The 22,663-nt window shown below is 63.4% G+C and carries 21 protein-coding genes and 1 riboswitch; of the genes, 4 read left to right on the top strand and 17 right to left on the bottom strand.

The window, feature by feature from the left end:
* Positions 1–122: 122 nt before the first annotated feature.
* A complete protein-coding gene (locus D3242_RS05500; protein WP_064983955.1) occupies positions 123–986 on the top strand; it encodes an MBL fold metallo-hydrolase in 864 nt (287 codons plus the stop codon).
* Positions 987–1,007: 21 nt separating this feature from the next.
* Here D3242_RS05500 and D3242_RS05495 read toward each other — a convergent pair whose 3' ends face one another.
* The 17 genes from D3242_RS05495 to D3242_RS05415 form a co-directional block, all read right to left on the bottom strand.
* A complete protein-coding gene (locus D3242_RS05495) occupies positions 1,008–2,678 on the bottom strand; it encodes a ribonuclease J (protein ID WP_064983953.1) in 1,671 nt (556 codons plus the stop codon).
* Between the two features lie 93 nt (positions 2,679–2,771).
* Positions 2,772–3,593: a biotin--[acetyl-CoA-carboxylase] ligase gene (locus tag D3242_RS05490; protein WP_019858926.1), complete on the bottom strand. Its 822-nt coding sequence runs from the start codon at positions 3,591–3,593 to the stop codon at positions 2,772–2,774.
* 4 nt (positions 3,594–3,597) lie between these two features.
* On the bottom strand, positions 3,598–5,034 hold the full coding sequence (nuoN, locus tag D3242_RS05485) for an NADH-quinone oxidoreductase subunit NuoN (protein ID WP_064983952.1): 1,437 nt from the start codon (positions 5,032–5,034) through the stop codon (positions 3,598–3,600).
* A 19-nt stretch (positions 5,035–5,053) separates the two neighbouring features.
* A complete protein-coding gene (locus D3242_RS05480; RefSeq protein WP_019858928.1) occupies positions 5,054–6,559 on the bottom strand; it encodes an NADH-quinone oxidoreductase subunit M in 1,506 nt (501 codons plus the stop codon).
* Positions 6,559–8,532, bottom strand: a complete 1,974-nt coding sequence (gene nuoL, locus D3242_RS05475) for an NADH-quinone oxidoreductase subunit L (protein WP_038647492.1) — start codon at positions 8,530–8,532, stop codon at positions 6,559–6,561. The genes D3242_RS05480 and nuoL overlap by 1 nt, the downstream gene beginning before the upstream one ends.
* Positions 8,533–8,542: 10 nt before the next feature.
* Positions 8,543–8,851, bottom strand: coding sequence for an NADH-quinone oxidoreductase subunit NuoK (gene nuoK / locus D3242_RS05470; RefSeq protein WP_019858930.1), 309 nt, complete (start codon positions 8,849–8,851; stop codon positions 8,543–8,545).
* A 1-nt stretch (position 8,852) separates the two neighbouring features.
* Positions 8,853–9,473: an NADH-quinone oxidoreductase subunit J gene (locus D3242_RS05465; protein ID WP_019858932.1), complete on the bottom strand. Its 621-nt coding sequence runs from the start codon at positions 9,471–9,473 to the stop codon at positions 8,853–8,855.
* 126 nt (positions 9,474–9,599) lie between these two features.
* Complete coding sequence (gene nuoI / locus D3242_RS05460; RefSeq protein WP_064983950.1) at positions 9,600–10,091, bottom strand: NADH-quinone oxidoreductase subunit NuoI; 492 nt, start codon at positions 10,089–10,091, stop codon at positions 9,600–9,602.
* Entirely contained in the window at positions 10,091–11,134 is a 1,044-nt protein-coding gene (gene nuoH / locus D3242_RS05455) for an NADH-quinone oxidoreductase subunit NuoH (protein WP_019858935.1), read from the bottom strand. Before nuoH ends, nuoI begins: the two co-directional genes overlap by 1 nt.
* A 2-nt stretch (positions 11,135–11,136) precedes the next feature.
* The gene (nuoG, locus tag D3242_RS05450; RefSeq protein WP_064983948.1) at positions 11,137–13,218 is read right to left on the bottom strand and encodes an NADH-quinone oxidoreductase subunit NuoG; all 2,082 of its coding nucleotides are present in this window, start codon (positions 13,216–13,218) and stop codon (positions 11,137–11,139) included.
* Between the two features lie 73 nt (positions 13,219–13,291).
* A complete protein-coding gene (locus D3242_RS05445) occupies positions 13,292–13,987 on the bottom strand; it encodes an NADH-quinone oxidoreductase subunit E (protein WP_064983946.1) in 696 nt (231 codons plus the stop codon).
* Positions 13,988–14,048: 61 nt separating this feature from the next.
* Positions 14,049–15,353, bottom strand: a complete 1,305-nt coding sequence (gene nuoF / locus D3242_RS05440) for an NADH-quinone oxidoreductase subunit NuoF (RefSeq protein ID WP_019858939.1) — start codon at positions 15,351–15,353, stop codon at positions 14,049–14,051.
* A 10-nt stretch (positions 15,354–15,363) separates the two neighbouring features.
* A complete protein-coding gene (locus D3242_RS05435) occupies positions 15,364–16,638 on the bottom strand; it encodes an NADH-quinone oxidoreductase subunit E (RefSeq protein ID WP_064983945.1) in 1,275 nt (424 codons plus the stop codon).
* Positions 16,639–17,829, bottom strand: coding sequence for an NADH-quinone oxidoreductase subunit D (locus D3242_RS05430; protein WP_019858941.1), 1,191 nt, complete (start codon positions 17,827–17,829; stop codon positions 16,639–16,641).
* Positions 17,830–17,838: 9 nt separating this feature from the next.
* Positions 17,839–18,444, bottom strand: coding sequence for an NADH-quinone oxidoreductase subunit C (locus D3242_RS05425; protein WP_064983943.1), 606 nt, complete (start codon positions 18,442–18,444; stop codon positions 17,839–17,841).
* Between the two features lie 4 nt (positions 18,445–18,448).
* On the bottom strand, positions 18,449–19,030 hold the full coding sequence (locus D3242_RS05420; RefSeq protein WP_015317338.1) for a NuoB/complex I 20 kDa subunit family protein: 582 nt from the start codon (positions 19,028–19,030) through the stop codon (positions 18,449–18,451).
* On the bottom strand, positions 19,021–19,386 hold the full coding sequence (locus D3242_RS05415) for an NADH-quinone oxidoreductase subunit A (RefSeq protein ID WP_010910112.1): 366 nt from the start codon (positions 19,384–19,386) through the stop codon (positions 19,021–19,023). Before D3242_RS05415 ends, D3242_RS05420 begins: the two co-directional genes overlap by 10 nt.
* 332 nt (positions 19,387–19,718) lie before the next feature.
* Here D3242_RS05415 and D3242_RS05410 point away from each other — a divergent pair, with 332 nt between their 5' ends.
* The 3 genes from D3242_RS05410 (at position 19,719) to cobW (ending at position 22,660) form a co-directional block, all read left to right on the top strand.
* Complete coding sequence (locus D3242_RS05410) at positions 19,719–20,918, top strand: winged helix-turn-helix domain-containing protein (RefSeq protein WP_064983942.1); 1,200 nt, start codon at positions 19,719–19,721, stop codon at positions 20,916–20,918.
* A gap of 29 nt (positions 20,919–20,947) precedes the next feature.
* Positions 20,948–21,152: riboswitch (cobalamin riboswitch) on the top strand.
* A gap of 39 nt (positions 21,153–21,191) precedes the next feature.
* The gene (locus D3242_RS05405; RefSeq protein ID WP_019858945.1) at positions 21,192–21,620 is read left to right on the top strand and encodes a DUF1636 family protein; all 429 of its coding nucleotides are present in this window, start codon (positions 21,192–21,194) and stop codon (positions 21,618–21,620) included.
* Positions 21,621–21,622: 2 nt separating this feature from the next.
* Entirely contained in the window at positions 21,623–22,660 is a 1,038-nt protein-coding gene (cobW, locus tag D3242_RS05400; protein ID WP_064983940.1) for a cobalamin biosynthesis protein CobW, read from the top strand.
* Positions 22,661–22,663: the final 3 nt, after the last annotated feature.

The following is a 22,663-nucleotide window of genomic DNA, read 5'->3' as shown; positions in this document are numbered from 1 at the left end:
ATACGTCAAATCAGCTGAGATCAACAGCCATTCACGAGGCGCGCACTGTCGCACTTTGGTGAACATTCGGCCGAATCACGATCGAGGCTATTCCGGCCCACAACCGCAAAGTACAAACGGCAATGTCTTACATCCGCCCTGCCCGCGCCCGCGTTTTCACCTTCGATCTCGGCTCATTCAAGATTGCCGCCTTGCTCGACGCTGTCGATATCAGAGACAATCTTGCAGCAGCCTTCGCGGCCGGACAGCCGCCAACCGCGGTGCAGCAACTCGCGGTCTCGAACTTCATCGACCGGGATCGATTCGAGCACTGCTTCATCCCGACGCTGATCGACACCGGATCCGAAAGGATCCTGTTCGACACCGGATGCGGCGATGAGGGCAGTTCACTCTTGGAGTGCTTGCAGGACCTTGGGCTTGATCCTGACGATATCGACGTGGTGGTCATCACCCACGGCCATCCGGACCACATCGGTGGGCTTGTCAGCAACGGCAAACCCGTCTTCGGCCAGGCCCGCTATGTTTTTGGCGCGGCTGAATTCGCTTTCTGGACCGAGGCAACAGCGGTGCGCGCGGCCAGGTTGGCCAACCGTGATCTGTTCCGGCGGATTTGCACCGGGCTGGCCGACCGGGCAACGTTCATAGCGCCTGGAGATGAGGTGCTGCCGGGCATTACCGCCATCGACGCGTCAGGCCATTCCCCCGGCCTGCTGGCATTTCTCGTCGAAAGCGGCGGCCAGCGATTGCTGATCTGGTCGGATGCGTTCCTGCACTATGTCGTGTCCATCCAGCATCCGGAATGGCATGCGGATTTCGATGATGACAAGGAACGGGCGATCGAGACCCGCAAGCGTTTGCTGAAGATGGCGGCGGACCAGCGCCTGCTGGTCGCCGGCCATCACATGCCGTTTCCAGGCCTGGGCTACATCGAAGCGGTGAACGGCTCTTTTCGCTGGCTCCCGGTCAGCTATCAGCTGAACGTCTAGAGCCGCGAACCAGCGCTACCCTCATCTGGTGACGAACACCGTCACCAGCGGCTTCTTGCCCCAGGCTTCGTTGGCGGCGCCGCGCACCGCGCGCCGCACCGCTTCCTGTACCAGGTCGAGGTCCTTGCGCCGCTGGCGGGGAATCGAATCGACCGCACCGACGGCCGCATCGATCATCAAATCCTCCAGCGTCTCGCCGCTGGCGTCGGCCTCGGCGACCCCGATGGCGACCAGATCGGGATCGCCGGCCAGCTCGTATTTGTCGTCGAGCACGACATTGACCGCGACATGGCCGGCAAAGGACAGTTTGCGCCGGTCGCGAATGCCCATCGCCTGGTCGGTGCCGATCAGATTGCCGTCCTTGTAGATGCGGCCGAACGGCACCTGGTCGATGATGGTGGCGGGGCCGGGAGCGAGCCGCAGCATGTCGCCGTCGCGCACCTGCGCCACCTGGCCGATGCCGGAGGTCGACATCAGCGAGCCCTGCGCCACCAGATGCGCCGCCTCGCCATGCACGGGAACGCCGATCTTTGGGCGCACCCACTCATACATCTTGCGCAACTCGCTGCGCCGGGGATGGCCGGAGACGTGCACCAGCGCGTCGCCGTCCTCGATGATCTTGATGCCGAGATCGATCAGGCGGTTCTTGATCTCGAGGATCGCCTTCTCATTGCCGGGGATGGTGCGTGAGGAGAACACCACCGTATCGCCCGCCGTCAGCGACACCGATTTCATCTCGTCGCGCGACAGTTTTGCCAGCGCCGCCAGCGGCTCGCCCTGGCTGCCGGTGCAGATGATGACAAGGTTTTCGCGCGGGATGAAGCCGAAGTCCTCCTCGGCAATGAATTCCGGCAGGCCGTCCATATAGCCAAGCTCGTCGGCAACGTCGATAACGCGCTTCAACGAGCGGCCGAGCACCAGGCACTGGCGGCCGGCATCGCGCGCCGCCTTGGCGATGGAAACGATACGCCCGACATTGGAGGAGAAGGTCGTCACGGCGACACGGCCGACGGCACTCTGGATGACGCCCTTGAGCCCCTCGCCAACCGCCACTTCCGACGGCGATTCCCCTTCCCGCAGCGCATTGGTCGAATCGCAGATCAGCGCCAGCACGCCCATGTCGCCATAGGCACGGAAGCGCGCCTCGTCGGTCTTCGGCCCGATCGTCGGTTCCGGATCGATCTTCCAGTCGCCGGTGTGGATGACCGTGCCGGCTGGCGTGGTGATGGCCAGCGACATCGGCTCGGGGATGGAGTGCGCCACCGGAATGGCTTCGATCTCGAACGGACCGACGGTGAATTTCTCCCCGGCCCGGTAGATCGTCAGCGGAATCTTCGGCGCCCCCTGCTCGCCCTGCCGCTTGGCTTCCAGCAGCCCGGCACTGAACGGCGTCATCCACACGGGGGCCTTCAGCCTCGGCCAGATGTCGAGCAGCGCGCCATAATGGTCCTCATGCGCGTGGGTGATGATGATGCCGCGCAGATTAGCGAGGTTCTCCTCGATGAAGCGCGTGTCGGGCAGGATCAGGTCGACGCCCGGATGCGCCGCGTCGGGAAAGGTGACGCCGACATCGATGACGATCCATTCGCGCGCGCTCGGCGGGCCGTAGCCGTAGAGGGCGAAGTTCATGCCGATCTCGCCGACGCCGCCGAGCGGCACGAAGACGAGTTCGGCGTTTTCCGCTTTCGCCATGATTTTTCCCTTCCTGACCCTCGGGCCAAGCCGTTAAAGCAATTCCAGGAAAAGTGTCTAACGGTTTTCCGTCCGGAATTGCGCAGAAACAAACTATACTTGAGCGGACGCGACCGCGCCGAAATGCACGTCGCCGGCCGCGATCGTCAGGACAGTCCCCTCATCGTCGCGGATCACGAAACGGCAGTCCTCGTCAATGGTCTCGAACACCCCACGCACCACATTACCGTCAATTCTGACGGCAACCTCGCCGCCAAGTCCCGCCGCGCGCGCCAGCCAGCGCCGCCTGACGGCGGCAAGGCCGCGGCCTTCATCCCACAGCCGGGCATTCTCGCTCCAGGCATCGGATAGCGCCAGGAACAGCGTTTCGGCATCGCATGTCGCGCCGAGAGCTTGCAGCGATGTCGCGGGATAAGGCAAATCCCTGGGGTGCGCCACGACATTGACGCCGATGCCGACCGCCACCGCGAAACGGCCGCCCTCCAGTATCGCCGACTCCAGCAAGATGCCGGCGAGCTTGGCGCCCGAAGCAAGCACATCGTTCGGCCATTTCAACTCGAAACGGTTTTGTCCCTGGCTTGCGCCATCGAGTCCTACGGCGATGCGGCCCTTCGGCACCGCGGCGTCGAGTGCATCGGCAAGCGAAAGGCCCGCGACGAAGCCCAGCGTCGCGGCCAGCCGTAGTTCACCACCGGTGATGACGAGCAAGGTCGCCGCCAGGTTGCCATCGGGCGACACCCACGCGCGGCCGCGCCGGCCACGCCCGCTTTCCTGCTTCTTGGAAACAACCCACAGCCTGCCCGGGTCACCTGCCCGGGCGTGGTCCAGCGCCACCGTGTTGGTGGAGCCGACGCTGTCATGGGCCTCGAGCCGGAACCCTTCCGACGCCGAGGTTGGGGCCAGCCGAAATGCCATCCCGTCAGAAAAATGTCTTGGCGGCGGCTTCGGCATAGGTGCCGATCGGTCCGCCGATCAGCACATAGAACAGCACGAAGGCGCCACAGACGCCGAGCACGACACGCAATTCACTGGCCATCGGCACGAAGCCGCCGACCGGTTCGTCGAACCACATGATCTTGATGATGCGCAGATAGTAATAGGCGCCCACCACCGAGGCCAGCACGCCGATGATCGCCAGCGCGTAGAGGTTGGCGTTGATGGCGGCGAGGAAGACGTACCACTTCCCCCAGAAGCCGGCGAGCGGCGGAATGCCGGCCAGCGAGAACATCAGGATGGTGAGGATAGTGGCCATGATCGGGTTGGTCGATGACAGCCCGGCCAGGTCGCTGATCTGTTCGACATTGCCTTCCTTGCGCCGCATGGCGAGGATGAAGGCGAAGGTGCCGAGCGTCATCATCAGATAGATCAGCATGTAAATGGCAACACCACGCACGCCGGCCTGGCTGTTGGCGGCAAGGCCGACCAGCGCGTAGCCCATGTGACCGATCGAGGAATAGGCCATCAGGCGCTTGATATTGGTCTGGCCGATCGCGGCAAAGGCGCCGAGCGCCATCGAGGCGATCGAGATGAAGACGATGATCTGCTGCCAATCGGCGGCGATCGGCTTAAACGCGCCCATAGTGACGCGCACGATCAGCGCCATCGCCGCCATCTTGGGGGCCGCCGCCAGGAAGGCCGTCACCGGCGTCGGTGCGCCTTCATAGACGTCGGGCGTCCACATATGGAACGGCACCGCCGAGATCTTGAAGGCAAGGCCGGCAAGCACGAAGACCAGGCCGAAAACGAGACCGAGTTGGCGCGGGCCACTGCCGAGCGCCGAGGCGATTTCCTGGAAGCCGGTGTTGCCGGTGTAGCCATAGACCAGGCTGATGCCGTAGAGCAGCATGCCCGACGACAGCGCGCCGAGGACGAAGTATTTCAGGCCGGCCTCTGTCGAACGCAGATTGTCGCGGTTGATCGCCGCCAGCACGTAGATCGCCAACGACTGCAGCTCGAGGCCGAGATAGAGCCCGATCATGCCGTTGGCCGAGATCATCAGCATCATGCCGAGCGTGCACAGCAGGATCAGCACCGGATATTCGAACTTGTCGAAACGCTCCGCCTTGGCAAAGCGCATCGACATGACGAGCGTCACCGCCGAGCCGACCAGCGCCAGCACCTTCATGAAGCGGGAGAAGGGATCCTGGATGAAGGCGTTGCCATAGGCGCTGCCCTGCCCCGTGGAAAAGACCAGCCAGACGCCGGCGACCACCAGCACGGCAACGGCAAGGCCGGTCACCGTATTGGCGGTGTTGGCGCGCGAATAGGCCCCGACCATCAGCAGCGCGAGCGCGCCGATGGCAAGGATCAGCTCGGGCGTCGAGAGCGACAGGCTGGAGAGAAGGTCCGGCGTCATGGTTCGCAAAACCCCTGGGTCAGTTCGCCGCCGCGGTTTGCGCGGCGCCGATGGATGCGGTGACATTGGTGACGAGCGACTTGACCGACTGGGCCGTCGCGTCGAAGACGGGAGCGGGATAGACGCCGAAGAAGATCACCAGCGCGACCAGCGGGTAGATGATCACCTTCTCGCGCAACGACAGGTCGAGCAGCCCCTTCAGACTGTCCTTGGTCAGCGCGCCGAAGATCACCCGGCGGTAGAGCCAGAGCGCGTAGGCCGCCGACAGGATGACGCCCGTAGCGGCGAAGAACGCCACCCAGGTGTTGACCCGGAACACGCCGAGCATGGTCAGGAACTCGCCGACGAAACCACTGGTGCCGGGCAGGCCGACATTGGCCATGGTGAAGACCATGAACACGGTGGCGTATTTCGGCATGTTGTTGACCAGCCCGCCATAGGCAGCGATCTCACGCGTGTGCATGCGGTCATAGATGACGCCGACGCACAGGAACAGCGCGCCCGAGACCAGGCCGTGGCTGAGCATCTGGAAGATGGCGCCCTGCACGCCTTCCTGGTTCATGGCGAAGATGCCCATGGTGACGAAGCCCATATGGGCGACCGAGGAATAGGCGATCAGCTTCTTCATGTCGTCCTGCATCAGCGCCACCAGCGAGGTGTAGATGATGGCGACGACCGACAGCGTGAACACCAGCGGCGCGAACATTTCCGACGCCAGCGGGAACATCGGCAGCGAGAAGCGCAGGAAGCCGTACCCACCCATCTTAAGCAGAATTGCGGCCAGGATCACCGAGCCCGCCGTCGGCGCCTCGACGTGCGCGTCGGGCAGCCAGGTGTGCACCGGCCACATCGGCATCTTCACCGCGAAGGAGGCGAAGAAGGCGAGCCATAGCCAGGTCTGCATATTGGCAGGGAAGCTGTGCGTCAGAAGCGTCGGAATGTCGGTCGTGCCCGACTGATAGAACATCGCCATGATGGCGAGCAGCATCAGCACCGAACCGGCGAGCGTGTAGAGGAAGAACTTGAACGAGGCGTAGACGCGCCGCTTGCCGCCCCAGACGCCGATGATGATGAACATCGGGATCAGGCCGGCTTCGAAAAAGACGTAGAACAGCACGATATCCAGCGCGCAGAACACGCCGATCATCAGCGTTTCGAGCAACAGGAAGGCGATCATGTAGGCCTTGACGCGCTTCTCGATCGCTTCCCACGAGGCCAGGATACAGAGCGGCATCAGGAACGTCGTCAGGATGACGAACAGCATGGAAATGCCGTCGACACCCATATGGTAGGAAATGCCGGAGTCGAGCCAGGCGGCCTTCTCGACGAACTGGAAGCCTGACTGAGAATTGTCGAAGCCGGTCCAGATGAACACCGAGATGATGAAGGTGAATGTCGTCGTCAACAGCGCGATGGCGCGGATGTTGCGGCGCGCATTTTCGCTGTCATCCTTGATGAACAGGATAAGCAGCACACCAACCAGCGGCAGGAAGGTGACCAGCGAGAGGATTGGCCAGGCGGTCATCAGAGCATCATCCAGGTGACGAGTGCGGCAACGCCGATCAGCATGGCGAAGGCATAGTGATAGAGGTAGCCGGTCTGCAGCTTGACGACGCGGTTGGTGACATCGACGACGCGCGCCGAAATGCCATCCGGCCCGAGCCCGTCGATGACGGTGCCGTCACCGGTCTTCCACAGGAAATGGCCAAGGCGCTTGGCGGGCCGCACGAACAGGAAGTCGTACAGCTCGTCGAAATACCACTTGTTGAGCAGGAAGGCGTAGAGCAAGCGATGGTTGGCGGCGACGCTTCGGGGCAATTCCGGTGAGCGGATGTAGAACTTCCAGGCCACCGCGAAGCCGATCAGCATGGCGATGAAGGGCGACAGTTCGACCCACAGCGGCAGTTCGTGGATTTCGTGCAGGATGTGATTGTCCGGCAGCGTGAACAGCGACGCCTTCCAGAACTCGGCATAGCCTTCGCCGATGAAGGAATTGTGGAAGATGATGCCGGCAAACAGTGCACCCGCAGCCAGGATGAACAGCGGCACCAGCATCACCGGCGGCGATTCATGCACGTGGTGCATCACCTCATGGCTCGCCCGCGGCTGGCCGTGGAAGGTCATGAAGATCAGCCGCCAGGAGTAGAAGGAGGTGAAGCAGGCGGCAATGACCAAAAGCACGAAGGCGAGGCCGGCAACCGAATTGTGGCTGGCAAAGGCGCTCTCGATGATGGCGTCCTTGGAGAAGAAACCGGCGGTGCCGATGACGGTCACCGGAATGCCGACGCCGGTCAGCGCCAGCGTCCCGATCACCATCATCCAGTAGGTGGTCGGGATCAGCTTGCGCAGACCGCCCATCTTGCGCATGTCCTGCTCGTCGGAGACGGCATGGATGACCGAGCCCGAGCCGAGGAACAGCAGCGCCTTGAAGAAGGCGTGCGTGAACAGGTGGAAGATCGCCGCGCCATAGGCGCCGACGCCGAGCGCCACGAACATGTAGCCGAGCTGCGAGCAGGTCGAATAGGCGATGACGCGCTTGATGTCGTTCTGAACGAGACCGACGGTGGCCGCGAAGAAGGCGGTGAAGGCGCCGATGAAGGTCACCACGGTCAGCGCCGAATGCGACAGTTCGAACAGCGGCGACAGCCGCGCCAGCATGAACACGCCGGCGGTCACCATGGTGGCAGCATGGATGAGAGCCGAGACCGGCGTCGGGCCTTCCATGGCGTCCGGCAGCCAGGTGTGCAGCGGCACCTGCGCCGACTTGCCCATGGCGCCCATGAACAGCAGCAGGCAGACGACGGTCATCGCCGCCTGCTTGTCCAGCGCATGGCCGAGGAAGGTCAGCACGGCAGCACCTTGCGGCGCGCCTTCGGCTGGAACGAACGTCGCCGCATTGGCGAAGATGGTGCCGAGATTGACCGAGCCGAACAGCACGAACACACCGAAAATGCCGAGCGCGAAACCGAAATCGCCGACGCGGTTGACGACGAAGGCCTTGATGGCCGCGGCGTTGGCCGACGGCTTCTTGTACCAGAAACCGATCAGCAGGTAGGAGGCGAGACCGACCCCTTCCCAGCCGAAGAACATCTGCACGAGGTTGTCGGCCGTCACCAACATCAGCATGGCGAAGGTGAACAGCGATAGATAGGCGAAGAAGCGCGGCCGGTTCGGATCGTGGTGCATGTAGCCGATCGAATAGATATGGACCAGCGCCGAAACGGTGTTGACCACCACCAGCATCACCACCGTCAGCGTGTCGATGCGCAGTGCCCAGGACACGTCCAGCCCGCCGGACTGGATCCAGTGCAGCACCGGCACGGTGAACACTTCGCCATGGCCGAAGCCGACGCTGAAGAAGGCGACCCACGACAGCACCGCGGAGATCACCAGGAAGCCGGAGGTGATGTATTCGGACGCCTTGGCGCCGAGCGACGTGCCGAACAGGCCGACGATCAGGAAGCCGAGCAGTGGAAGGAAGACGATGGCCTGATACATGGTGGTTCCGTCAACCCTTCATCATGTTCACGTCTTCGACCGCGATCGAGCCGCGGTTGCGGAAGAAGACGACGAGAATGGCAAGTCCGATGGCGGCTTCAGCCGCCGCGACCGTCAGCACGAACAGCGCGAACACCTGGCCGACCAGATCGCCGAGCGCCGCCGAAAAGGCGACGAAGTTGATGTTGACCGCAAGCAGGATCAGCTCGACCGACATCAGGATGACGATGACGTTCTTGCGGTTCAGGAAGATGCCGAACACGCCGAGCGTGAACAGGATCGCCGATACGGTCAGATAATGTGCGATGCCGACGACCATCTCAGACTCCTTCGCCCGACTTGACCTTGCGGATTTCCATGCCGGTGGCCGGCGTGCGGCCGACCTGGGCTGCGATCGACTGCCGCTTGATCCCTTCCTTGTGACGCAGCGTCAGCACGATGGCGCCGATCATGGCAACCAGCAGGATGAGGCCCGAAATCTGGAAGTAGTAGAGGTAGTCGGTATAGAGGATGTCGCCGAGCGCGGCCGTGTTCGAGCGCGTGGCGAGATCGGGGATCGGTTTGGACACTGTCGCGGCCAGCTTCGGCGCGAATGTGTAGCCGCCGAGCACGACGATCAGCTCCGCCGCCAGGATCAGCCCGACCAGCGCGCCGATCGGCGCGTATTGCAGCGCGCCCTCTTTCATTTCAGCGAAGTCGACGTCGAGCATCATGACGACGAACAGGAACAGCACCATGACCGCGCCGACATAGACGACGAGCAGGATCATCGCCAGGAACTCGGCGCCGGTCAGCATGAACAGGCCGGCGGCGTTGAAGAAGGTCAGGATCAGGAACAGCACCGAATGCACGGGGTTGCGCGATGAAATGACCATGAACGCCGACGCCACGGCGACAAAGGCGAAGAGGTAGAAAAAGGCCGCCTCTAGTCCACTCAGCATTGGGGTTCCCCCGGGTTCCTATCCCAAACAGGACATTCGTCGTGTTTGATTTTTGCGACCGCCTCCGGTCGGCAAGTTTCGTTGTGTCCTTAGACGAGGCCCCTCGCCTCGTCCATGCGTCAAATATCAGCGGTACAGCGCATCCAATGAGATGTTGCGCGCCAGTTCGCGCTCCCACCGGTCGCCATTGGCCAGCAGCTTGTCCTTGTCGTAGTAGAGCTCCTCGCGCGTTTCAGTCGCGAATTCGAAATTCGGCCCCTCGACGATGGCATCGACCGGGCAGGCTTCCTGGCAGAAGCCGCAATAGATGCACTTCACCATATCGATGTCGTAGCGCACCGTGCGGCGCGTGCCGTCATTGCGGCGCGGGCCGGCCTCGATGGTGATGGCCTGCGCCGGGCAGATCGCCTCGCACAATTTGCAGGCGATGCAGCGTTCCTCGCCATTGGGATAGCGGCGCAGCGCATGCTCGCCCCGGAAGCGCGGGCTGGTCGGCCCCTTCTCGTGCGGATAGTTGATCGTCTCCTTCGGCGCGAAGAACTGGCGCATCGACAGGAAGAAGGCGCTGACGAAATCCTGCAGAAGCAGCGATTTTGCGGCCTGGGACAAAGCGGACATCACGCAAACCCCGTGATCTTGAGGAAGGCTGCGGTGGCGACAACCATGAACAGCGAGATCGGCAGGAACACTTTCCAGCCCAGCCGCATCAGTTGGTCGTAGCGGTAGCGCGGCACGAAGGCCTTCACCATCGAGATGCCGAAGAACACGAAGCACACCTTCAGCACGAACCAGATGACGCCGGGCACCCAGGTGAAGGGCGCGAAGTCGAAGGGCGGCAGCCAACCGCCGAGGAACAAGATGGTCGCCAGCGCGCACATCAGGACGATGGCGACATACTCGCCGAGGAAGAACAGCAGGAACGGCGTCGACGAATATTCGACCATATGGCCGGCGACCAGTTCCGATTCGGCCTCGACCAGGTCGAAAGGCGGCCGGTTCGTCTCGGCCAGCGCCGAGATGAAGAAGATGATGAACATCGGGAACAGCGCCAGCCAGTTCCAGTCGAGGAAGGTGTTGGGCAGGCCGAGTCTGGTGCCAAGCCCACCCTGCTGCGACATCACGATATCGCTGAGGTTGAGCGAGCCGGCGGTGAGCAGCACGGTGACGATGACGAAGCCGATCGAGACTTCGTAGGAGACCATCTGCGCGGCCGAACGCAGCGCGCCGAGGAACGGATATTTCGAGTTCGACGCCCAGCCGCCCATGATCACGCCGTAGACCTCGAGCGAGGAGATGGCGAAGACATAGAGGATGCCGACATTGACGTTGGCGATCGCCCAACCCTGGTTGACTGGAATGACCGCCCAGGCCGAAATCGCAAGCACCGCCGATACCAGCGGCGCCAGAAGGAACACGCCCTTGTTGGCGCCGGACGGGATGACCGGTTCCTTGAAGACGAATTTCAACAGGTCGGCGAAGGCCTGCAGCGTGCCCCAGGGGCCGACGACGTTCGGGCCACGGCGCAACTGCACCGCCGCCCAGATCTTGCGGTCGGCGTAGAGGATGTAGGCCACGAAGATCAGCAGCACCACGATCAGCACGACTGACTTCAGAAGGATCAGCAGCGCCGGCAGCACGTAGAAGGAGAAGAAGGTGTCCATGCTTATTCCGCCGCCTGCTTGAAGCCGCTCTTGGCCAGTGCCGAGCATTCCGCCATCACGGCCGATGCCCGCGCGATCGGGTTGGTCAGGTAGAAATCCTTGACCGGCGAGGTGAAGGTGCCCTTGTTCAGTCGCCCGCCGAGCTTCGCCACGCCGGCAATGTCCTCGGCATTGCCGGCCGCGACCTGATCGATGCGGGCCAGATGCGGATACTCGCCATAGAGCTTGGCGCGCAGTTGCGGCAGTGAATCGAACGGCAGCTTCTTGCCCAGCACGTCGGACAGGGCCCGCAGAATCGCCCAGTCCTCGCGCGCATCGCCAGGCGCGAAACCGGCGCGGTTGGTCTGCTGCACGCGCCCTTCGGTGTTGACGAAGGTGCCTGACTTTTCCGTGTAGGCAGCCGCCGGCAGGATGACATTGGCGCGATGCGCGCCGTGGTCGCCATGGGTGCCGATATAGACGACGAAGGCGCCGCCGGTCTTGCCCATATCGATCTCGTCGGCGCCGAGCAGAAACAGCACGTCCGTTTCGCCGAGCATACCGGCGACATCCTTGCCACCCTCGCCCGGCACAAAGCCGAGATCGAGGCCGCCGACCCTGGCCGCCGCATTGTGCAGCACGGCAAAGCCGTTCCAGTCGGCGCGAGCGGCATTGACAGCAGCGGCGAGCTTCGCCGCCTGGCCGAGCACGGCCGCGCCGTCGGCGCGCGCCAACGCGCCCTGGCCGATAATGATCAGCGGATGCGTCGCCTTCTTCAGCGTCTGGAAGAACGTGCCATTGCCGTCGGCCAGATCCTTCAGCGAATCCGGCCCGGCACCGAGCAGTTCATACTCGTAGCGCGTGTCGCCGACATCGCCGATGACGCCGACCGGCAGATTGCCGACCCGCCAGCGCTTGCGGATGCGGGCGTTGAGCACCGAAGCCTCGAATCGCGGATTGGCGCCGATGATCAGCACCGCATCGGCCTGCTCGATGCCTTCGATGGTCGGGTTGAAAATGTAGCTGGCACGGCCGAGCGCCGGATCGAGTGCGGCGCCATCCTGGCGGCAGTCGACATTCTTCGAGCCGAGCGAAGCCATCAGCAGCTTCAGCGCGTAGATTTCCTCGACCGCCGCGAGATCGCCAGCGATGGCGCCAATCTTCTCGGGCGTGATCTTCGACACCGCGTCCTTGATCGTCGCGAACGCTTCGGCCCAGCTTGCCGCAACCAGCCTGCCGTCCTTGCGCACATAGGGACGGTCGAGGCGCTGCGTGCGCAACCCGTCCCAGATGAAGCGGGTCTTGTCGGAAATCCACTCCTCGTTCACCTGCTCGTTGACGCGCGGCAGGATGCGCATCACTTCGCGGCCACGGCTGTCGATGCGGATCGCCGAGCCGACCGCATCCATCACGTCGATGGATTCGGTCTTGGTCAGTTCCCACGGCCGCGCCTGGAAGGCGAAGGGCTTGGAGGTCAGCGCGCCGACCGGGCACAGATCGATGACATTGCCCTGCAATTCCGAGGTCATCGCCTGTTCGAGATAGGTGGTGATCTCGGCGTCCTCGCCGCGGCCGATCAGGCCGAGTTCGGAAATGCCGGCGACTTCCGTGGTGAAGCGGACGCAGCGCGTGCAATGGATGCAGCGGTTCATCACCGTCTTGACCAGCGGGCCGATATACTTGTCTTCGACCGCGCGCTTGTTCTCGTGGTAGCGCGAGGAATCGACGCCGAAGGCCATGGCCTGGTCCTGCAGGTCGCATTCGCCGCCCTGGTCGCAGATCGGGCAATCAAGCGGATGGTTGATCAGCAGGAACTCCATCACGCCTTCCCGGGCCTTCTTGACCATCGGGGTGTTGGTGAAGATTTCCGGCGGCTCGCCATTGGGGCCGGGGCGCAAATCGCGCACGCCCATGGCGCAGGAGGCCTGCGGCTTGGGCGGCCCGCCCTTCACCTCGATCAGGCACATGCGGCAATTGCCGGCGATCGACAGCCGCTCATGGAAGCAGAAGCGCGGCACTTCCGCGCCCGCGTCTTCCGCCGCCTGCAGCAGCGTGTAGTGGTCGGGTACAGTGATCTCTTTCCCGTCGACCTTGAGCTTTGCCATTCGCTTCAAACCCCTGCGGATTTCCCGCAATCTCATTTCCCGGGCGCGACAGACGCAGCACCCGGCATTTCATTCATTTCTTCGCGGCCAGCACAGCCGCCTGGGCAGTCCAGTCGTCGCGGCCGATACGGCCGTTGAACGACAGATAGTCGTCGACCCAGGCGATCTCCTGCGGCGACCAGGCGGCGATCTGGGCATAGGTCCAGATGCCGAGCCCGTTCAGCACCCTTTCCAGCTTCGGACCGATGCCCGATATCGCCTTGAGGTCGGACGGTTTCGCCGGCTTGTCCATAGCCTTGGGCTGCCTGAAATCCTCGGGCAGCAGAACGTCGGCGGCCTCGCTCGTTGCAGGAGCGACATTTACCGCAGGCACCGTGGTGGCGGCTTCCTTGGCGGCGATGTCGGTGACTTCCTGCGCGAAGGACTGCGCCTCGGCAATCATGGTTTTGGCCGTCGCCCGCGCCTTGATGGACGACGAGCTCGCGTCCTCGAATTGCTCGACGCGCGCCTCGAAATCCTCGATCAGCGGCTGCATCAGGCGCTGTGATGCCTCGGCGGCTCCTGTGAGTGCCCCCAGCCAGACGCCGAACGCATGATTGGCAAGCCCGATGCCAAGCGCCGACATTGCCGCCGCACCAGCGACAGGGTGCACGAAAAGGTTGACGGCGCTGGCCATCTCCTTCGGCATCATCCTGGTCAGGTCCTGGTTCATCTTCTCGATCTGGTCCAAATTAGGCATCAATGGGTAGGGTGTCGAATACGGCGCCATAGAGTTCTCCTGGTCGTTTCTTCGTTCGCCCCGCCCCGTTATTCCAGCATTCAAAAATCTTCTATTCCGCCGCCACCATCACCGGTTCGGCTCGATGCGCGTTGCGCGAAAACTCGTCGATGCGCCGCTCCACCTCGCCGCGGAAATGCCGCATCAGGCCCTGGATCGGCCATGCCGCCGCATCGCCCAGCGCGCAGATCGTGTGGCCCTCGACCTGCTTGGTGACGTCGAGCAGCATGTCGATCTCGCGCTTCTGCGCCTCGCCGCGCACCAGCCGCTCCATCACCCGCCACATCCAGCCTGTGCCTTCGCGGCACGGCGTGCACTGGCCGCAGCTCTCGTGCTTGTAGAAGTAGGACAGCCGCGCGATCGCCTTCACGACATCGGTCGACTTGTCCATGACGATGACGGCCGCCGTACCGAGGCCGGATTTGAGGTCGCGCAGCGCGTCGAAATCCATCGGCGTGTCGATGATCTGCTCGGCCGGCACCAGCGGCACCGAGGCGCCGCCCGGGATGACCGCGAGCAGATTGTCCCAGCCGCCGCGGATGCCACCGCAATGCGTCTCGATCAGTTCGCGGAACGGGATCGACATCGCCTCTTCGACGGTGCACGGATTGTTGACGTGGCCGGAGACACAGAACAGCTTGGTGCCGACATTGTTGGGCCGGCCGAAGGACGAGAACCAGGCCGCGCCACGGCGCAGGATGGTCGGCGCCACCGCGATCGATTCGACATTGTTGACGGTGGTCGGGCAGCCATAAAGGCCGACATTGGCCGGGAATGGCGGCTTCAGCCTGGGCTGACCCTTCTTGCCTTCCAGGCTTTCCAGCAGCGCCGTCTCTTCGCCGCAGATATAGGCGCCGGCGCCGTGATGCATGTAGACGTCGAAATCGTAGCCGGACGTGTTGTTCTTGCCGATCAGCTTGGCCTCATAGGCCTCGTCGATGGCGCGCTGCAGCGCCTCGCGCTCGCGGATGAACTCGCCGCGCACATAGATGTAGGCGGCAATCGCGCCCATGGCGAAGCCGGCGAGCAGCGCCCCTTCGACCAGCGTGTGCGGATCGTTGCGCAGGATGTCGCGGTCCTTGCAGGTGCCGGGCTCGGATTCGTCGGCGTTGATGACGAGGTAGCTAGGCCTGCCATCGCTCTGCTTGGGCATGAACGACCATTTGAGGCCCGTCGGGAAGCCGGCGCCGCCACGGCCGCGCAGGCCGGACGCCTTCATCTCATTGACGATCCATTCGCGCCCCTTGGCGACGATGCCGGGCGTGTTGTCCCAGGCGCCACGCGCCATGGCGCCGGCCAGCGACTTGTCGAACAGGCCGTAGATGTTGGTGAAGATGCGGTCTTTATCCTGAAGCATTTTTCGTCCCTCAGACCGGCTTCTTGCCGAAGACGCGGATGTATTCGGCGACGCCGCCCTTGGCGAGCGCCTTGGCCTGCTTGACCCAGTCGTCGCGCTCGATGCGGCCGTGGAAGGAGAGATAGCCGTCCACCCACTCGCGCTCGGCCTTCTTCCAGGAAGCGACCTGCGCGAAGGTGAAGATGCCCAGCGTATGCAGGACGCCCTCGATCTTCGGGCCAACGCCGGAGATCAGCTTGAGATCGTCGACCGCGGCCGGCCTGTCGATACCGGCCGGACGGTTCTTGTCATCCAGCGACGGTTTTGCGGGCTTTGCCGCCGGCGCCTTGGCTTCCGGCGCCTTGAAGGCAGAGGCCGGTTCGGCCTTGGCCTTCGGCCCATTGCGCTGCTTGGAGACCTTCTCGACTTCAGGCGCTGCCTTGTTGGCGTTGGCGGCCGAATGCAGCGGCGCCGAAACACTCGCCGCCTTCTCCGCCGCCGGCGCCACCTTGGTCTTCGAGGGTGTCTTCAACGCCGGGCTGGTTTCAGGCGCGTCGGTCTTCGGCTTGCTGGCGTTGGACGGTGCGACGGGAGCGGGTGCCGGAACGGGTGCGGCAATGATCGCGTCGGGTGCCGCCTTGGCGGCCTTCGCTGCCTCCCTGGCTTCCCGGTCGCGGGTCGACTTGAGGATCGCCTTTTCGCTTTTCAGCGTCGTGAGACCAGAGGCCGGCTCCGAGCCGGTGCGGCCATTCTGCGGTCCCGGCGCCACCGAGGCGCCCTTGCCCGCATCGTAGAGATCGATGATTTCGGCCAGGCGTTCCGGCGTCAAATCCTCGAACGTATCCTTGAAGATCATCACCATCGGCGCGTTGACACAGGCGCCGAGGCACTCGACTTCTTCCCACGACAAGGTGCCCTTGTCGTTGGTGTGGAACTGGTCGTGATGGATTTTCGAGCGGCAGACATCCATCAGCGCTTCCGAGCCGCGCAGCATGCAGGGCGTGGTGCCGCAGACCTGGATGTGCGCGCGGGTGCCGACCGGATTGAGCTGGTACTGCGTGTAGAAGGTCGCGACCTCGAGCCCGCGAATCCTGGGCATGCCGAGCATGTCCGAAATCGTCTCGATCGCCGCCTTGGTGACCCAGCCTTCCTGTTCTTGCGCCAGCATCAGCAGCGGAATGATCGCCGACTGCTCGCGGCCCTTCGGGTACTTCTTGATCCATTGCTTCGCCGCTGCCGCGTTCGCCCGGTTGAAGGCGAAGGATGCTGGCTGGACGCTGGCTTCTGCGAGACGGCGGACTGACATTTAGCGATCGACCTCACCAAACACGATGTCGAGGGAGCCAAGAACGGCGGTGACGTCGGCCAGCATGTGGCCGCGACACAAGAAATCCATGGCTTGCAGATGCGCGAAACCGGGCGCGCGCAGCTTGCAGCGATACGGCTTGTTGGTGCCGTCGGAGACGAGATAGACGCCGAATTCGCCCTTCGGCGCCTCGACGGCCGCATAGACCTCGCCGGCCGGCACGCGATAGCCCTCGGTGTAGAGCTTGAAGTGGTGGATCAGCGCTTCCATCGAACGCTTCATCGCCGCGCGCTTGGGCGGCACGACCTTGCCGTCGAGGTTCGACACCGGGCCGGTGCTTTCCTTGCCGAGTAGAAGATCGACGCACTGGCGCATGATCCTGGCCGACTGGCGCATTTCTTCCATGCGCACGAGGTAACGGTCGTAGCAGTCGCCGTTCTTGCCGATCGGAATGTCGAAATCCATTTCCGAATAGCATTCATAGGGCTGCGACTTGCGCAGATCCCAGGCCGCGCCCGAACCGCGCACCATGACGCCCGAAAAGCCCCAGGCCCAGGCATCGGCCAGCGAAACAATGCCGATATCGACATTGCGCTGCTTGAAGATGCGGTTGCCGGTCAGCAGCTTGTCGAGGTCGTCGATCGACTTCAGGAACGGGTCGATCCACTTGCCGATGTCCTCGACCAGCTGGCGCGGCAGGTCCTGATGGACGCCGCCGGGCCGGAAATAGGCGGCATGCATGCGCGAGCCGGAGGCGCGCTCATAAAACACCATCAGCTTTTCGCGCTCAACGAAACCCCACAGCGGCGGCGTCAGCGCGCCGACGTCCATCGCCTGCGTCGTCACATTGAGGATGTGCGACATGATGCGGCCGATCTCGCAATAGAGCACGCGGATCAGCTGGCCGCGCCTCGGCACTTCGATGCCGAGCAGGCGTTCGGCGGCCAGTGCGAAGGCATGTTCCTGATTCATCGGCGCGCAATAGTCGAGCCGGTCGAGATAAGGCACAGCCTGCAGATAGGTTTTTGCCTCGATCAGCTTTTCGGTGCCGCGATGCAGCAGCCCGATATGCGGATCGACGCGATCGACGACTTCGCCGTCGAGCTCCAGCACGAGGCGCAAAACGCCGTGCGCCGCAGGATGTTGCGGGCCGAAATTGATGTTGAAATTGCGGACGGAGGTCTCAGCCATTCTGGCGCCTCAATTCGTCTTGGCTTTTTCGTCCCCGGGCAGCACGTAGTCGGTGCCTTCCCAAGGGGAAAGAAAATCAAAATTGCGGAATTCCTGCTTGAGCTCGACCGGCTCGTAGATGACGCGCTTGGCTTCGTCGTCGTAGCGCACTTCGACGAAGCCTGTCAGCGGGAAATCCTTGCGCAGCGGATGGCCTTCGAAACCGTAGTCGGTCAGCAGGCGGCGCAGATCGGGATGGCCCGAGAACAGCACGCCATAGAGATCGTAGGTCTCGCGCTCGAACCAGTCGGCGCCGGGGAAAACCCCGGTGATCGACGGCACCATCGTCTCCTCGTCGGCCTGCACCTTGACGCGAATGCGCACATTCTGTTTCGGCGACAGCAGGTGATAGACGACGTCGAAGCGCTTGGCCCGCGACGGATAGTCGGCGCCGCAGACATCGATGATCGAGTTGAACTGGCAGCGCGCATCGTCGCGCAGGAAAGTCACGACTTCGATGAGGTCGCGCGGCTCGACATGAATGGTGAGCTCGCCATAGGCAATGTCAGCGCCATTGACGCGACCGATCAGCCTTTCGCCGAGATAGGTCGACAGTTCGCTAAGGGATGCGGCCATGGATTTACCGTTCGATCGTGCCGGTGCGGCGGATTTTCTTCTGCAGGAGAAGAATGCCGTAGAGCAAAGCTTCGGCGCTCGGCGGGCAGCCGGGCACATAAATGTCGACCGGCACGACGCGGTCGCAGCCGCGCACCACCGAATAGGAATAGTGGTAGTAGCCGCCGCCATTGGCGCAGGAGCCCATCGAGATGACGTAGCGCGGTTCCGGCATCTGGTCGTAGACCTTGCGCAGCGCCGGCGCCATCTTGTTGGTCAGCGTGCCGGCGACGATCATGATGTCGGACTGGCGCGGTGACGCACGCGGCGCGACGCCGAAGCGCTCCGAATCGTAGCGCGGCATCGAGGTGTGGATCATCTCGACGGCGCAGCATGCCAGACCGAAGGTCATGAACATCAGCGAGCCCGAGCGCGCCCAGGTGATCAGCGCCTCGGTCGAGGTGACCAGGAAACCCTTGTCGGCAAGCTCATTGTTGATTTCGAGGAAGAAGGGATCGTCCTCCCCCACCGGCCTGCCGGTGTTGGGATCGATGATGCCCTTCGGCTTCGGCGCGACGAGGGTGCCTGAACTGTCGTTCAATCCCATTCCAGCGCTCCTTTTTTCCATTCATAGGCAAAGCCGATGGTCAGCACTGCCAAAAACACCATCATCGACCAGAAACCCAGCATGCCGATCTTCGAGAAGGACACTGCCCAGGGAAACAGGAAGGCCACTTCGAGGTCGAAGATGATGAACAGGATCGACACCAGGTAGAAGCGGATGTCGAATTTCATGCGGGCATCGTCGAACGAGTTGAAACCGCACTCGTAGGCGGAAAGCTTTTCGGGATCGGGATTGCGGTAGGCCACCAGGAACGGTGCGGCCAGCAGCGCCAGGCCGACGACCAGCGCCACGCCGATGAACAGGACGATGGGCAGGTACGAACTGAGAAGTGCGTTCATGCAGCGGCTTTCCGTTGGCGCCAATCCACTTTGATTACAGCACCGGACCTTAATGCGGAAGCGTGACAGATTAACCGCTGAACCGTTTTAAGGGGCCTATGCTGCAACGCGGCGAGGGTTAGCGCAGCACTTCCAGCGAAGCAAGTCAAACCTTGTTCAAAACGCCGACCTGGACGGCATATCCGGAGAAACTGGTCCGATCCGCTCCTGTTTGATTTCCTTCGTTTTTTACTCCACTTTTCTCTCCTGACAGGGTTGCCGCTAAAACCCTGCTAGCATGGGCTGGAATCACCCGTCAGACCCACAGCAGAAGCGCCCAGAGTGATACCTGCATGAAGGAAAAAATCTCGCTTGCCATGGCCCGGCGCATCGCGCTCGCCGCACAGGGGTTTCTCGATCCCCGCCCAAATGGCACACCCGACCGCCGCCACTTCGCCCGCGTGCTCTCGCGCACCGGCCTGCTGCAGATCGATTCCGTCAGCGCGGTGGTGCGCGCTCACTATATGCCGCTCTATTCGCGCCTTGGCCCCTACCCGCTCGCTCTGCTCGACAACGCCGCCGTGACGCGCAAGCGCACGGTGTTCGAATACTGGGCGCATGAGGCTTCCTTCCTGCCGGTCGAGACCTACCCGCTGATGCGCTGGCGCATGCAGCGAGCCGAGCAGGGCGACGAGATGTATCTGGGCCTGGCCAAATGGGGCCGAGAGCATGCCCCCTATATAGAAGAGATCTACCGCGAGGTCGTCGCGCGCGGTCCGATTGCCGCTTCCGCGCTGGAAGGTCAGAAAGGTTCGGGCGGCTGGTGGGGCTGGAGCCATGCCAAGCATGCCTTCGAATGGCTGTTCTGGGCCGGGCGCATCACCACGGCGCACCGCCGCGGCTTCGAGCGCTTCTATGATTTGCCCGAGCGCGTGCTGCCGCAGGCGATCCTCGACCTGCCCGTGCCGCCAGCCGAGGACGCGCACCGCGAATTGCTGCGCATTTCCGCCCGCGCCCATGGCGTGGCGACATCAGGCGACCTGCGCGACTACTTTCGGCTATCGCCGGCCGACATGAAAGGCCGGCTGGAGGAACTGGTCGAGTTGGGCGAATTGCTGCCGGTGCGTGTCGAGGGCTGGGACAAGCCGGCCTACCTTCATAAGGACGCCCGCCTGCCCCGGAAAATCGAGGCCCGCGCCCTGTTGGCGCCGTTCGACCCGGTCGTCTTCGAGCGCTCGCGCTCGGAGCGGCTGTTCGATTTCCACTACCGCATCGAGATCTACACGCCGGCTGAGAAGCGCCAATACGGCTATTACGTCCTGCCCTTCCTGCTCGGCGACCGGATCGTCGCCCGCGTCGACCTCAAGGCTGACCGGCCGGCCAGCGTCCTGCGCACCCACGCCGCCTACGCCGAACCCGGCGCGCCACCTGAAACCGCCGCGCAACTCTTCGAGGAACTGCAGCAGATGCAGGGCTGGCTTGGCCTTCAACGCATCGAAGTGACGCCGGCCGGCGATCTGGGTCCGGCGCTCGCCGACATGGCCATGTCGTAGCCGCGCGTTGACACCGCTGCCTGCAAAAGCCTAAATCCGCTCCAGACGGTCCCTTGCCCGCAACGGCAGGGGCTAAGAGGGAATGCGGTGCGGGATTTCGATCTCAAATCCGCGGCTGTCCCCGCAACTGTAAGCGAAGAGCCAAGGCCGAAAGCCACTGGGACGTTCCCGGGAAGGCGGCACCCAAGGCGATGACCCGCGAGCCAGGAGACCTGCCGTCTGCGACAAAAGAATCCGATCGCCCGGCGGGTTTCCGGGCAAGGAGCCCGGTTTTTGGACCAGAACAGCAGTTTTTCGGCTGGCACAGCGGACAATTCGTCCGCCGACGGGGATGCCTTGGCCGGCGTCACCGTCATCGTCTGCGCCTCCTGCCGCGACGAGACCGGCTCCGACGCCCATCCCCGCGCCGGCGAACTGCTAGCCGAAGACACGCGCCAAGCCGCTGCGGACGACGACATCCGCATCCGCACGGTCGAGTGCCTCGGCAATTGCAAGCGCCGGCTGAGCGCCGCGATCCTGCGCGACGGTTGCTGGAGCTATGTCTTCGGCGACCTGACCGCGACCAGCGGCGCCGACCTCGTCACCGGCGCCAAACTCTTCGCCACCTCGACCGACGGCCTCATTCCATGGCGCGGTCGGCCCGATTCCCTCAAGCGCGGCCTCGTTGCCCGCATTCCTCCCCTCAACCTGCTGAAGGATTGATCATGAGCGCTTCCGTCACCCGCGTCCCCTGCACCGTCGTCACCGGCTTCCTTGGTGCCGGCAAGACGACGCTGGTCCGCCATCTCCTGGAGAACGCCGGCGGCAAGCGCATTGCCATCATCGTCAACGAGTTCGGCGACATCGGCATCGACGGCGAGATTTTGAAGGGCTGCGGCATCGACACCTGCCCGGAGGAAAACATCGTCGAACTGGCCAATGGCTGCATCTGCTGCACCGTGGCCGACGATTTCGTGCCGGCGCTCGACCAGATCCTGTCGCTCAACCCCAAGGTCGATCACATCCTGATCGAGACCTCGGGCCTGGCCCTGCCCAAGCCGCTGGTCCAGGCATTCCAGTGGCCGACGGTGAAGAGCCGCGTCACCGTCGATGGCGTCATCGCCGTGGTCGACGGTCCCGCACTGGCCGAAGGCCGGGTCGCCAACGACATGGACGCCTTGCAGGCGCAGCGCGCGCAAGATGAGAGCCTCGACCATGACGACCCGGTCGAGGAACTGTTCGAGGACCAGATCGCCTGCGCCGACCTGATCATCCTGTCGAAGAGCGACCTGATGGATGCCGCCGGTTCGGCCCGCGCCAACGCCATCATCGGCGAACACTCCGCCCGTGCCGTGAAGATCGTGCCGACCTCGCATGGCAAGGTCGATCCCTCCGTGCTGCTCGGGCTCGGCCTCGCCGTCGAGGACGACATCGAGAACCGCAAATCCCATCATGACGGCGCCTTCGACCACGAGCATGACGACTTCGACACCTTCATCGTCGACATTCCCTCGATCGCCAATCCGGATGAGCTGGCACAACGCGTCGCCGCCGCCGCCGAACAGGAAAACGTGCTGCGCGTGAAAGGCTTCGTCGAGGTCGGCGGCAAGCCGATGCGGCTCTTGCTGCAGGCCGTCGGCCCGCGCGTCAATCATTACTATGACCGCGCCTGGACCGCCGAGGACAACCGCCGTTCGCGCCTGGTCGTCATTGGCCTCAAGGGGCTGAACCGCCCGGCAATCGAGCGTATACTCGCCGGCTGATTT

This window comes from Mesorhizobium jarvisii (genome assembly GCF_003601985.1).
Lineage (GTDB): Bacteria > Pseudomonadota > Alphaproteobacteria > Rhizobiales > Rhizobiaceae > Mesorhizobium > Mesorhizobium jarvisii.
The sequence above is the reverse complement of the archived record's forward strand: the minus strand, read 5'-3'. Positions and strand labels throughout refer to the sequence as shown.